The sequence below is a fragment of the Amycolatopsis heterodermiae genome (assembly GCF_034929455.1).
Classification (GTDB): Bacteria; Actinomycetota; Actinomycetes; order Mycobacteriales; family Pseudonocardiaceae; genus Amycolatopsis; species Amycolatopsis heterodermiae.
In genome coordinates this window covers 640,069-652,980 of the sequence record NZ_JAYFSI010000001.1, presented here as the reverse complement: position 1 = coordinate 652,980, position 12,912 = coordinate 640,069, and the positions used below count along the sequence as shown (strand labels likewise).

The following is a 12,912-nucleotide window of genomic DNA, read 5'->3' as shown; positions in this document are numbered from 1 at the left end:
AGGTTCAGACGGCTCCTCGCCAAAGGTCTGGCTCGGCCTCTGCAAAGCGGCACTCCAACGACTCCAGGTCTCCAAGCACCATGCGCATCCTATGCCGGAACGCAGCACCGTGAGCCGAGATCTTCAGGTGTGTCAGTTCGTGGACAAGAACCAGGTCCACCAAACTCGCCGGCAACTGCATCAGCGCCCAATGCAGTGCGATGGAACCGTCTGGTTCACAAGCCCCCCATCGCTCGCTGAGATCTCGGACGGTCACTTCTCTGGGGGTGACGCCTGTGCGTTCGGCCAAGGGCGCCACGCGGGTGGTCACCCATCGACTGCCTCGCGCGGCGTACCACTCGGCGAGCAAGCGAGCACCCTGTTGCGAGGATCCGGTGTCGGGAAGCTCCAGCCAACCTTGATGCAATCGCACTCGCCGATTGGGCTCGGCGGCCACAACCTTCAACCGATGGTGCCGCCCGAGGTATGTGAAGCTTGCGCCACCCACCAGTGCCTTGATCGGCTGTCCTCCGCTACGCCTACGCCGCCCGACCTCATCGGCGAGGCGTGACAGCCGGGTACGTACGGCCTCAGCGACTGCCTGTGGATCGGCGTCCGGTGGTACCGCGAAGAGCAGACCGCCGTCCTCTTGGATCTCGATTCCCAGCGTCCGGCGCCGCGGTCGGACGACCACACGCCACCTCCACTCCCTTGGCATGGGAAGTGAAGCGAGGGCGGACTGGACGGTCGTGCTCACCCGGCATTCGTACCATCAGGCACCGACAGAAGCCGCCCGCGCCACTCCCACCGATGTGATCATGTCCCATAGCGCCGGAAGTCGTCGCATCGCTCCACGGCGAGTTCCAGCAGCTCCGCCGCCATGTCGGCGGTCCTCTCCCATTCCACGCGGAGGTGTTCGGCTACCTTGAGACGGAGTTCTTTGCGCACGTCGTTGCGCGCATCGGCTTGAGCGGGAAAGTGCGGGTTTCTCACAAGAAGCGCTATATCCGTAGAGAGCTGGTGCGCCGCCCAGGTCAGGTCATCCTCCGTCGGCTCAGGGATCGCGACAATTCGCTCCAGCCCCCTCACCAGCGAGCGGTACACCGGTCCGTCGGTTCGCGGGTCGAGACTCGGCCCCGAGTCTTCGACGTCCTCGGTGACGTCACCGACAAGCTGTGCGAGCTCGGTCGCGGCCTGCTCGAAGTCCTGGTGCATCCGCTGGACGATCTCTTCCAGCCGGCGGCTGAAAAGTTCGTAGCGAGCCCGGTCCGCGCCGATGTTGGCTGTGATGTGCGTTCGCAGCCGGCTCACCATGTAGCGGGTCCTAGCGCGTGCGTCCTGGTTGGCGTCGACGCGTTCGAAGAAGTCGGGCGCAGTCAACTCCACAGGGGGAATCCGCAGCTCGACGCCAGTGACCCGGAGATGGTCGGCGATGAGCCTGCGCACCTTCGCCGCGTAGCGGCGCGGGCTGAACTCGTCGCGCCCGTCCAAGTACCTCTGCCGTGCGAGGTACTGAACCTCTCCGAGGTGGCCTGCGAGTTGTTCGTAGACGAGTGCGTATGGCCGAGGCAGGACAGCTCCGAGTGCTTCAAGGAAGTCTCGCGCCAACTCGTCGAACTCGCCGCGCTGCAACGGGTCGGCGAGCAGGTCGAGAAGGTCCTCTCGGCGTTGACTGTCGGCGAGGGTGACCGTGCCGTGTGCGTCGTAAGACGCGAGGTTTCGTCCTTCGAGGAAGCGGGCGACGGAGCTGTGCAGGTCTTGGAGGAGTCGATCGGCGGCGGCATCCGCCTGGAGGAGTAGGCCGTCACCGGTGGGCTGCGTTCCCTCGAAGTCCGGGCTGAGGTGGTCGACGGTGACGTTCTGGTAGCCGTAGACCTCACGCAGGTGGTGCTGCTCGTACGCGTGCAGGGAGCGCGCCAGTTCGGGACCGATGCCGATGAAGTCGACGACCAGCCCCCACCTCTTGCGCGGATAGGGTCGGTTGGTGCGGGCCACAGCTTGAAGAAGGCCCACCCCCGAGAGGGCGCAGTCCAGGTAGAGCACCTGTTCGACGGGTGCGTCGAAGCCGGTGAGCAGCATCGACTGAACGACGAGGAAGGCCAGCGGCTCGGTGGCTTCCCGGTCGCTACCGTCGGCACCCTCTCGGCTGCCGTCTCCCACGCCGACGGCGTCTCCTGTCAGCCAAACGTCAGTCATGGGTGCGCTGGGCGAGGGAAGCCCCTGGCCGGCCATGCTGTTGTGTGGGTCTACGTTCCACGAGGGGTCGATAGCGGCGTCGAGTGGGTCGCCGAGACCCGCCTTGAAACGCTTGATGTACGCGTCTTGCCGGGACTTTAAAGTCCAGTCCCGCCATTCTCGGGGATCTTTCCGGTTGTCGCCGTGGATCACCACAGCGACATCGATTGAGGCGAGAACGTCTCGATGCGGCAGCACGGTGAGGAGGTTGCGTGTCTCCTCATCGGTGCCGAGCATCGCTGTCGGGTCGTGGCGCAAGACGGGATCGAGCGCGTCGAGCTGAGCGACCAACCGGTCACGGGCGGCGAGCAGGGCAGTCCGGTAGTGGACGGCCGCGCGCCGGGACACCGCCGCAAGCTGGGCGCCGAACCGGTCGGGTAGTGCGCTGGTCGCCCAGTGCCGCAGCATGTAGTCGGCCTTGTCCGCGATTACCGAGGGCGCTTCCAGGATCTCTCGCTGGCGCGCGAACTTCCGCAGTACGCGCATGCGCTGCTGGGGTTCGGCGGGCACTTGCTCATCGAACTTGGCGTCCAGGGTCGCCTTCTCGACCACTTCGAGCGGTACTTCGTACGCCTCGTAGCGCACTGGAACGACAGACCGGTCCTGTTCCGCGTCGCGTAGCGTGTACGTGTCGACGAGCGTCCCGAAGATCTCCTCGGTCTTCTTGCGCGCGCCGTCGATAATGGGGGTTCCGGTGAAACCGATAAGAACGGCTTTCGGCAGCAGGGCCCGCAGCCGGGCGTGTAGCCAACGATCCTGACCGCGGTGCGCCTCGTCGACCAGGACCACGATGTGCGGGCTGCGGTTCGCGGCTCGGATTCGGACGTGGGCGTCCTCGCTACCGTCGTTGGTCCCCAGGCTCTCCTCGCGCTCGTCACCGGCGGTGTCATCACGCTGTGCTTTCTGGAGCATCACCAGCACGACGTCCGGTACGCGTACGGCGAGTTGCGCGCGAGCGTCCGCGACTCCGTCGGCCCGGTAGACGGTCTCGTCTGCTGCGGCCATGGATTCCAGAATCTGCTTCTCAAGGTCGATCCGGTCGGTGACGACGACGACCTTGTGTCCCTTCAGTTCGTGGCTACTTCTGAGGTGGCGCACAAGGAAAGCCATTGTGAGGCTCTTACCGGAGCCCTGGGTGTGCCAGACGACTCCTCCCCGCTGGCCGGCGTCGTGTCCTGCCGCGATCGCCGCTGTACGTTCGCGCAGCGCACGGGCGAGCCTCAATACTGCACGGAACTGCTGGTAGCGGCCGACAACTTTGAGCGTACGGCCGCCCTGTCCGCGCTCGGTGGTGAAGTCCCGCACCAGCGTAAGAAGATGGGCCGGGGTCAGTACGCCGACGGCGAGGATCGCCATGTCCGTGTCGCAGGCGTCGGCAGGCACGGGTTCGGTCGTACGCCACGGGGTGAAGTACTCGGGGGTCGAGGTGACGGTGCCCAATTCGGCGTACGTGCGGTCGGTGCCGACGAGGACCTGCGCATAGCGGGTGAACTCGGGGACGGGTGCCGGGGATTCCAGGCTCGCATAGCGGCAGACCTGGCCGACGGCGTCGTCGAGGGCGGCCCTGCTGTCGCTTCCTGACGTAAGCGGAGCCTTGCATTCGATGACTACCCAGGGCAGCCCGTTGACGAACAGCACCATGTCGGGGGTGACGCGGGATGAGTCCTTCCCGTCCACGCGAAACTGGCTGACGGCCAACAGGTCGTTGCGCCCGCCGTTCTCCCCTTCCCAGTCGACGAGCTGGACGTGCTCGGGGTCGCCCTTCTTCCACCCTGGCAAGGTGCGGGCGTTGACGCCGTCGCGCAGCAGTTTGGTCACCGCTAGGTTGGCTGCTACGCCGCGCTCTGCCGGGCCTTGGCCGGGGGCCGTACCGCGCACGAGTGCGAGCAGACGGTTGAGCTGGGCGTGGGCCAGCCAGGTACCGCCGCCTTTGTCAGCCGGGTTGATCCGCGCCACGGCTTCCCTGAAGCGGTCCTCGTATACGACCTGGTCAAAGGTCGTCCGCTGGGATGGCGTGGGGCTACCGACAGGCTTTCCCGGAGGGGCGCCTTCCAGGTGCTCCCACCCGAGCTCGATCAGCCGCTCGATCAGTGGCTTCTCGGTGTTGACATACTCTGCCCCCGCGTACTCCGACGCAGCTTGTGTCTCGTGTTCCTGCTGCCCGCTCAACGCCAAATTCCCACCCTCATTGTCCGCTCATGTGCCGTCTTGCAGCGTACGGGCAACTCTACGTCCAGGCAGCGAGTTGACAGGATCGTTCGGTCTGTATGAGGCGCGAAGTCCGGTTCGTTCAGATGGCGTACGCCTTCGAGCGGCCGGTCAGCAGGTCTTCGACGACAGCTTGCTGGGTAGTACGCAGCTTGGCCGCTACTGCAGCGTGTCGCCCAATTCGCCGGTCCACCAACGCGACCGCCTCAACAATCTCGCCTTGCCGCTCTAAGCTGGGGAGCGGCACTCGCAGCGCTTCGACAACCGCAGCGCTGATTTTCACCATGCTCTCGCTGGTGCCGCGTGCAGCGCTCTGTACGGCACCGCGAATGGGGCTCGTTTGTAGAACGATTTCCAGGTACGAGGTAAGACACTGCGTCTCGTCCGGGTGTAATTTCATCATAAGATCTGGGTAGATGCATGGGGAACCGATATCGCGGTAGCGCCCGGCTAGGCCAACGAGTTCCCTGGTATTGGCCCGACTTATCAGTAAGTCTCCGTCTTGAAGGAGGTAACGCCTTCCCAGTGCGCTGTTTGGGACACGCTTCAACTGTTTCGGGACGAACCCTTCGGTTGTGAGGCAGCCAAGTCCCAGTGCTTGAAGCCCGGTCCACTCGGGAACCTCCAATGGTGAGTATCCATTTTTCGGCTTGTTGGCAAGCACCTTCCCCAGGGGGACTCTCGGTCCCAGAATCAAAGTGTCCAGCAAGCCCGCGCGTACTGCCCGCAGTTTTCTTAGTGCCGCCCTTAGAGTTTCGATCCGATGTTCGAAGGCGGCATGTGCTGCGACTATCCGGCGCTGTTCAGTCAGTGGCGGGACCTCGATCTCCAGTTCTTGGAGACGGTCGATGTCCAGCCGTCCCGTGCCGTGACTCGTATCTTCAACCATACGCAGGATCTGATTCGTGTGTGCCCGAATCGTATAGGCGAGAAAGTAGGGGTCGATTCCCTTGGCGGGGATGAGGGCTTTGACATCCTGTCCGAATGCCACCTCCCGTGCCGCTACACCAATGCGGAACTCGGACTTGAGACTCATGCCGCGGACGATGAATAAGGTTGTCCCCTTGGTGACGAGTCGTGAACCAGACCTTGCACCGAGCGGCGTCAATCGACGTTCTGAGTCGGCGATCCGAAAACTCTTGAGGCTTGCTCCGCTGATCCATGGAATATCACCATTCCAATACGCGGGGTTTGATGTGCTGGGAGTTCCTCCGGAAAGCCACGTCCCGGCTTCGCCCAGCGGAACGGATCTCCACTCGCGAGCTTCCACGGCAGCGTTGTCGACCACGCGCTTACTGCCCATAACCCAGCTCCTCGAGCCAATTTTCCAACTCCCCTTGGGCGGTCCCGCTGGCCTCGTCCAGTTCGGCCAACGACACCGAGTACTTCTCCGCCCACCGCCTGAACACAGCTATCAGCTCGCGTCTTCCCACGGCGACCGCCGCGTCGAGCCGTCCCGTCAAGTCTTCGTCCACCACGGCTATGACGACCTCTCGGGTTCGATGCTCGTCCGAGAGGACCTGTTCCATCGCTGCCATCAGCTCAGGCAAGAAGTGGTCGTCCAGCGCCTTGCGTTTCTTTGTCGCGGCTGCCCGGGCCTTCCGGCAGGACGTCAACTCGTCCTCCAGGCTGGCCAGTTCCTCAGGTGAGACTGGCTCGGTGGCTGAGCCGTCGTCTTCGCCGTCGTCTGACGACGGCTTCGCCGCGACGACTGCGTCCGCTGCCTCCTTATATGCCGCCTCAGCCGCCGCGACCTCCGCCTCTACTACCGCGTACTGCTTGAGGAAGTACGGGATGAGGTGATGGACGACTGGCTGGTCCATCGCGCGTCGACGGTCGGCAGTCGTGACCGTCACCTTCGTCTTCTGGGCGGAACCAGAGCTGCTTACTGAACCTTCTGCGGGCCGCACGATCGCCTCCGTCGAGTCGACCCAGCCTTCAAGGACACGACCGAAGCCGCCTGCCGCCAGAGCTCTCATATCGTAGCGCGCGTGCGTCCACCAGTCCGCGACTATGCCCGCCGTGCGGTACTCGTCGAGGACTCCGATGGCTCCGATCGACTCGGTGAAGCTCGCAAGCATTCCTGCCCGCAAGTTCATCAGCTTCCCGTCCTCTGCCAGCGTGCCGAAGAGGGCGGAGCTCTTCTGCCACCACTTCGCGTAGGCAGTGCGCAGCAGAGCTTCCTTCGTAGCGGCCTGTTCCGCGATGCGTGCGACCGTGGCCTCTGGCCCTGCAGGTAGGAAGTCGCAATAGTCCGGATCGTCGGCCCGGGAAGCGAACAGCGTCGACGCATCGACCCCGTATGCACCGAACAGCTCGGCTTGTGCCGCTATCTCCGCGACCGGTACCCCGCCGTACAGATGCGCTCGTACATCCTGCGGCTCCGCGGGCGGCGAGTTGTCCACCCAACGGCGGATGTTGAGGTTGGCGCCCTCGGCGAGCAGATCGTCCCTGTCGACCCATCGGGAGTAGCCCGGAATCGCTGTTCCTTTCTGGAACACCGTTACGATCTTCTCGACATGCTCGGGGCCCAGCTCGTTCTGGTTACGGCCGACCGTGAACTCACGGTCGGCGTTGATAAAGAGGACCTTCTTGCTGCGGTCAGGATGCTTTCGGCGTGGGCGGCGCAGGATGAGGACGCATGCCGGGATACCGACGCCGTAGAAGAGATTTGGGCCGAGGCCGATCACGGCCTCCACGCAGTCGTCGCGAAGGAGTTCCTCTCGGATCTCCTTCTCCTTACCGCCACGGAAGAGCACCCCGTGCGGCATGACGACGGCAGCCACGCCCCGCTCCTCCAGCACTGACACCATGTGCTGAACGAACATCAGGTCGGCTTTCTTGCCCTTCTCGGGTGCCCAGCCCCACCGCATGCGCGTACCGTGCAATTCGTCGGCAGCCGCCACCTGCACCCTGTCATACGGCTGAGAGAAGGGCGGGTTGGACAGCACCTTGGTGAACGTCGACAGGCGCTTGTTCTCGTCGAGGTGAAGCGGCTCGGTGAGGGTGTCGCCATGCTGGAGGTCGAACTTGCGAATGCCGTGCAGCACCATGTTCATGCTGGCCATCGACCAGGACGCGGGGTTGCGGTCCTGGCCGTTGATGCCGAGTTGATCGGGGTTGCCGCCATGCTCCTCGACGTGCTCGCGGGCGGCGATGAGCATGCCGCCCGAACCCATGCAGGGGTCGTAGACGCTGTCCATCGGCCGCGGGTCGACGAGACGCACCAGCATCCGTACCACCGACCGCGGCGTGTAAAACTCCCCGCCGCTCTGGCCGGCGGAATCCGCGAACCGACCGAGGAGGTACTCGTACGCTGCACCCAGCATGTCGGGAAACTCGAAGTCTTCATTGCGGAGCCGATAGAGGCTGAAATGCCTGATCAGCGCGAGCAGTTCGCTCGGGGTGAAGCGGGACTTGTTGCCGGCGATCGCGTTAAATTGGATGTGCGAGGCGACGCCGGACAGCCGCGAGTTGCCGTCCTGGAGGGCGACGAGCGCTATGTCCAGGTACTCTCCCACCTTCATGAGATTGCCGTCCGGACCCCGGGTTTCCGCAGTGAGCCCCTCGATGCCCGGGACGGTTTTCTCCGGATGCGCGGGATCGAGCACGTGCGACCCCGTCCACCAGCGTGCGCGTGGCGGGACGTAGAAGACGTGCGGGTAGTAGTCCGGGCTGTCGGCACGTTGCAGCGCTTTGGTCTTGCTGCCCGTCTCCGTCAACCGCTCCTGGTAGACGCGAGCCCATTCAGGCTGGAACTCGTCCGATGCTCGCTTGAGGAACAGCATCCCAAAGATGTAGTCTCGGTAATCGGAGGGCTCCATGCGTCCGCGCAGAATGTCCGCTGCGGCGAAGAGGTGCCGCTCCAGCTGGGGCAGAGTGATTCGGGCCACGCGCCGGTCCTTTGTCGGAAATGAGTGGGGAAGTGCCAGGGCAGCGTAGACGCCCGACGGGCATCGAGTTGAGAGGCCCGGGGCACTTGATTTCGAGCACGCTGTCAGTCGTCCTCGATGCCGAGGCTGACGAGGAGACGCCACACGTCAGTGGACGGGTCCCGGTCCAGGACCTTGCAGTCCAGAGCATGGCCGGAACGGGCGGCCCACTTGCGCGGTGACTGGGGTAGGTTGTCGGGGTTGCGGGGGCTGATGCGGTCGACAGGGGCGGCCTGGTAATGGCTGACTTTGCACGCTCCGTGCTCGCACTGGGAGACGAGGCTCTTGGCGTGTGCGATGGCGGCTTTGGTCTTACCCTCCAATGCTTGGCGGCGCGGCCCCTGGACACTTTTGTCGTTCTTCTTGTCAAAGCGTCTGAAGGCAGGATCGGCCTTACGGAGCTTGTCCACCACATTGGTGCTCTTGCCGCTCTGCTGCCCGCCGAATGCCTGGAAGTGCAGGAGTAGCCATAGGTCGAAGGACGGGTGGGAGAAGCAGAACTCCGTACCATCGGCTGCCGCATCGTCCACGGCCTGCGGGATCCGTGTGTGCTCGTCGCGGTCGAACAATGCCCAGGTCTCGTCTTTCGCGGCGTACTGGCGTACGGCTTCCACCACCTGTTCGGGCAGAAGACCGTTCGCCTTGCAAACGGGGACGATCCGAAACGGCTGTCCCGTGCGCTCACCTGATCCGAACCTCTTGACCAGGTAATCCAGGTAGTCCGGCTCGGTTGACTCACCCTCACAGCCGACGTAGAGGACCCGCTCCTGCTTGTGCTCGGGCCGCCGGACGAGTGTCAGCGACCGTTCCTCGTCGCTGCTCCCTCTGCGCCTCTTCTGCTTTTTTGATACCGCCTCGGACTCGTGGTCGCCCATGGTCTGCTCCTGCTCGCCCCGCTCACTCACGCTGGCGCCTTCGCCTCCTTCTCGCGATCCCGTTCCGTCTCGATCCAGATAAGAGCGCGAGCGATCTCGCCCACGCTGACTCGTGGTGAACCGCCATATCGGCCGCGAAGGTATCCACGTTCCAAGTCCTCGTCGTCTCCAGGGCCGGCCGCCGTCAGCGGATAGAGCTCGGTCTCACCTGATGTTTTCTTCGATGTGATCCATATTTGCTCACGGGCGAGCGGACGGTCCAAGACCGCACTGCCGAGCAGCGTCGCGTCATGCGTGGTGAAAAGCAGTTGCGCACACCGTGGATTGGACTTGGGATTTTGGAAGAGGCGTACTACTTCAGCGGCCAGTGTGGGATGAAGGCTGGAGTCGAGTTCATCCACCAAGAGCACAGTACCGGCCTCGAGGACGGAGAGCATCGGGCCGAGGAAAGCGAACCATGAGTGGGTACCGAGCGACTCTTCACCGAGGAAGTCAAGTGCGAGATCACTGCTGTCGGAGCTGCGGTGTCGCAGGGCGATCTCGCCTGTCTCTCGGTCGATGTCGATTCCAGTGATGCCCAGGTCGGCGATGGAAAGCAGCTCGACGAGCCATTTCCGATAGTTCTTCCCGTGTTTCGGATCGGCCAGCATACGCTGCGTCCAGTCACTTCTGGCTTTGACATCCTGCCCGGGGGTTACCATCCAGAGGTTGTCGACGAACCACCTGTGCAGAGCGGCCAGCTGAGGATCGTTCAGAGTGGCGCCCGTGGACAAGAAGAGCGCGTTGGGACGAGTGACGGACACGAGTACGTCGCGCTTTCCCTGGAAGTCGTGACCGGTGTCGTGGCTGGAGCGGGGGAAGAGGAACTCGCCGCCCTCGGCCTCTGGGCGGCCGGCTTCACGGTCGAACCAGACGACGCGCCTTCCGTCGGGGTATGCATGCAGCCATTCCGCCTCGACCCGTTCGTCCGAGAGTTCGAAGCCGTAGGTGTAGCGAGTCGGGTTTGCACCCAGCATCAGGTCGACCTCGAAGAGAGTCGTCTCGTTCGTGGAGGCCGGGTCCAGCTTGAATGGCTGACGCGGGACCCGAGACTGGGTCGCCCACTCTGCGAATGAGGTTCGTACGGCGTCGCGCATGTCGAACAGGGCCCGCAGGAGGTTCGTCTTGCCGGACGCGTTCGCACCGAAGATGCCGATGATCGGAAGGACTGACACCTCCTGGCCGTGGTCGCGCAGCGCCGTCGCGCGCGCCACGCCATCGTCCGCTGATGTACTGACGAACGACAGCTCGCACTCACCACGAATCGAGCGGTGATTGGCCACCCGAAAGCGGAGGAGCACTCTCGACCTCCCGTAGGACGGGGAGGCAACCCCGTCTCGTATCCAAACCTCTGCGGACGATCCGCACATGAAGCCTATGACGGCGGTTGATCGGTTGCCAGCCCGGTCCTGCTCCCGGAAGCAGGACTCCCGCCGCCCTGACCAGGCTGTTGCCCAGCCGGTGATCCGTACCTGCGAGAGCTGCCAGCCCATCACCCGACTCTCGTCCCTCGGCATGATCGCTGCTTGTTAGCGAGTCGATGCGTGACGCCGGGCAATCCCGCGGTCGGGAATCTGGCCAGGAGGATCTGACTGATCTGCTCTTCCAGAGCTCCCTCACTCCTTCGTCTGAGCTAGGCAGCCGAGCAGAACAGGATGTCGAACACTAACGGTTACTCAAGGTGACATCTGGCGTGGATCCGGCAGACTCCGCCGGTTTGTGTCATCGACCCAGCTTGTGTTCGGTGAGGGTGCCGCCATCCATCAGGTCGCCGATGAGCAACAAACATGACTGAAGTGAGCTGTTCGAGGATCGCGGCGTTGCCCGCTGTGGCTCCGAGATGGCGGTGATGACGGAGAGGCCGACCCAGTCTTGTCGCGCATAGGAGAGCAAGTAGTCAAGGTCGTCTGGTTGGTGCTGCGTGAGGTCACTGCTCGGAATTACCAGGTGCTGACGAGCGATCTGGCCGCGGCGACGGCATCCTGGCCCGAAAGCTGCGCGGCCATGGCGGCCTTCAGCACGGCCGCCGCCTGCCCGAAGATCATTTCGGACGAATTGACCAGGTCGAAGCCGGCGCGGTCGATCGTGAGTGTTCCCGCTGGGAGACCAGACCTCTCACCGAGCGTGCTGGCCACTGCTCGGGCGAACCCGCTCGGAAGCCCGACGGTGAACGGTTCCTTCCACAGCTCGCTCGTGCAGGTCGGCTCCTCGTCGGCGTCGAACAAGTCGAAGTTCGCCACAGCAACGGCGAACTGCGTCTGGTCGCCTTGGCCGGGCATGAACTGACCGCCGACAAGAGCGCGTGGAGCGAGACCGCCGAACCGTCGCAGGACTTCGACGTGCATCCGGACAGGTTTCGCGACGGCGCCGATCGCCGGCCGGGACGACCGTAGCCACTCGGCGGCTGGGTATGCCGCTGGGTGATCGTCTTCTCCGATCGCGACAAGGCCGTGCCGTTCCACTTCAACGATCGTCATCGCGGTCCCAACCCGTTCATCTTCCGCCACCACGGACCGAACAGGGGTTCCTGGTCGATCACGTCGGGATCATAATTCTTGCCGGGAGGATGGGTTTGCAACGCCTCGGCATGCGCCTCCTCGTAGCCCATCCCGCCATCCATCAGCTTCGCCTCGAGTGATTCGTGACGCATGAAGTTGGTCTGCGCCTCTGACAGCGGCTTTCCCTCAGCCAGGGCCTTCCCGATTCGGTCCAGCATCACGTCGTTCGGTCCGAAATGGTCGAGGCCGGGACGGGCAAGATGGTCCTTGACCTTGGACACGTCGGTCGGTGCGAAGCTGGTGAGTACGTCAGGGTTGTCGCTCTCTCCCGGGACGGTGCCATCCGAATCGGGCTCGTGCTCGCCGTGTCGCGGCGCACCCTCCTTGAGGACCTTTCCCAGGCCGAACGCTGTGAATCCGACCAGCATATTGCCGGTGATCTTACCCAGTGCGCGGTCACCGTGGCCGTTGGCCCAGTCGTCCCAGGCGACCATCTCTTTGAACGTGTCGATCGGATGTGCGATGTTGTGCGCCATCGACGCGACAACTTCAGCCGGATCCGCGAGGATCTGGTAGAGGCCTTCCCCTGCCCCCTTGATGCTGTCCCAGATGCCGCCGAAGAAGTTCGCGTCGGCCTGCTTTCGGGAGTCCTGCGGCGCAACTCCTCCCTCATAGCGGAGTGCGTCAGCCGTCAGGCCGCCTACGTTCGCCAACTGCTGCCGAGCGCGGTTCCGAATGTCCCGCGCAGCTTGGCGCTGGGCCTCGCCGGGGTCTGTGAACGGCGGGGCCTGCACCACGGTTGGGTCGCCGTGTTGTGCGTTCACCCTGGTCTTCGCGTCGGCATCGGCAACAGCACGATCATGGTCGGTCTTCGCTTGCTGGGTGGCGTGGTCGCCCTGCTGCCACTGGGCGATGGCTTCGGCTGCCTGCCCCTGCGCCCAGGTGAGACAGTTCGCGAAGTCCGTCAGCGCGAGAGCGGCGTTGTCCAACGAGTCGCCGGCCTGCCCCCAACGAGGCACCTCTGTCTGGTGGTCCTCGTGAAACTTGTCCGCCGCCGGTCCCTGCTAGGCGCCGGTGTCGATCCGCCGGAGCGCGTCCCCGACTGTGTGGGCCGTCTTGGCTCGTTCGCTCAATACTTGGGCGTTC

At 64.0% G+C, this 12,912-nt stretch carries 7 protein-coding genes and 1 pseudogene; all 8 read right to left on the bottom strand.

All coding sequences use genetic code 11. From position 1 onward, the window contains the following. Positions 1 to 4 precede the first annotated feature (4 nt). Positions 5 to 697, bottom strand: a complete 693-nt coding sequence (locus VA596_RS50600; RefSeq protein ID WP_410171861.1) for a M48 family metallopeptidase — start codon at positions 695 to 697, stop codon at positions 5 to 7. Between the two features lie 98 nt (positions 698 to 795). After that, complete coding sequence (locus tag VA596_RS03140) at positions 796 to 4,383, bottom strand: type I restriction endonuclease subunit R (protein ID WP_323323385.1); 3,588 nt, start codon at positions 4,381 to 4,383, stop codon at positions 796 to 798. Positions 4,384 to 4,504: 121 nt separating this feature from the next. After that, positions 4,505 to 5,725, bottom strand: a complete 1,221-nt coding sequence (locus VA596_RS03135) for a restriction endonuclease subunit S (RefSeq protein WP_323323383.1) — start codon at positions 5,723 to 5,725, stop codon at positions 4,505 to 4,507. Beyond that, positions 5,715 to 8,315 carry a type I restriction-modification system subunit M gene (locus VA596_RS03130; protein ID WP_323323381.1) on the bottom strand — a complete coding sequence of 867 codons (2,601 nt, stop codon included), beginning with the start codon at positions 8,313 to 8,315 and terminating at the stop codon, positions 5,715 to 5,717. The genes VA596_RS03135 and VA596_RS03130 overlap by 11 nt, the downstream gene beginning before the upstream one ends. Before the next feature lie 104 nt (positions 8,316 to 8,419). Continuing rightward, the gene (locus VA596_RS03125) at positions 8,420 to 9,229 is read right to left on the bottom strand and encodes an RloB family protein (protein WP_323323379.1); all 810 of its coding nucleotides are present in this window, start codon (positions 9,227 to 9,229) and stop codon (positions 8,420 to 8,422) included. Positions 9,230 to 9,255: 26 nt separating this feature from the next. Then, positions 9,256 to 10,569, bottom strand: a complete 1,314-nt coding sequence (locus VA596_RS03120; RefSeq protein WP_323323377.1) for an AAA family ATPase — start codon at positions 10,567 to 10,569, stop codon at positions 9,256 to 9,258. A gap of 639 nt (positions 10,570 to 11,208) precedes the next feature. Then, a complete protein-coding gene (locus VA596_RS03115) occupies positions 11,209 to 11,745 on the bottom strand; it encodes a hypothetical protein (RefSeq protein WP_323323375.1) in 537 nt (178 codons plus the stop codon). Beyond that, positions 11,742 to 12,818: pseudogene (locus VA596_RS03110) on the bottom strand (putative T7SS-secreted protein); the annotation flags it as partial. The pseudogene VA596_RS03110 and the gene VA596_RS03115, both read right to left, overlap by 4 nt. Positions 12,819 to 12,912: the final 94 nt, after the last annotated feature.

What these genes read in the sequence shown, in the direction of transcription:
- VA596_RS03125 (WP_323323379.1), bottom strand. Translation starts at nt 9,229, where the DNA reads ATGGGCGACCACGAGTCCGAGGCGGTATCAAAAAAGCAGAAGAGGCGC.
- VA596_RS50600 (WP_410171861.1), bottom strand. Translation starts at nt 697, where the DNA reads ATGCCAAGGGAGTGGAGGTGGCGTGTGGTCGTCCGACCGCGGCGCCGG.
- VA596_RS03135 (WP_323323383.1), bottom strand. Translation starts at nt 5,725, where the DNA reads ATGGGCAGTAAGCGCGTGGTCGACAACGCTGCCGTGGAAGCTCGCGAG.
- VA596_RS03115 (WP_323323375.1), bottom strand. Translation starts at nt 11,745, where the DNA reads ATGACGATCGTTGAAGTGGAACGGCACGGCCTTGTCGCGATCGGAGAA.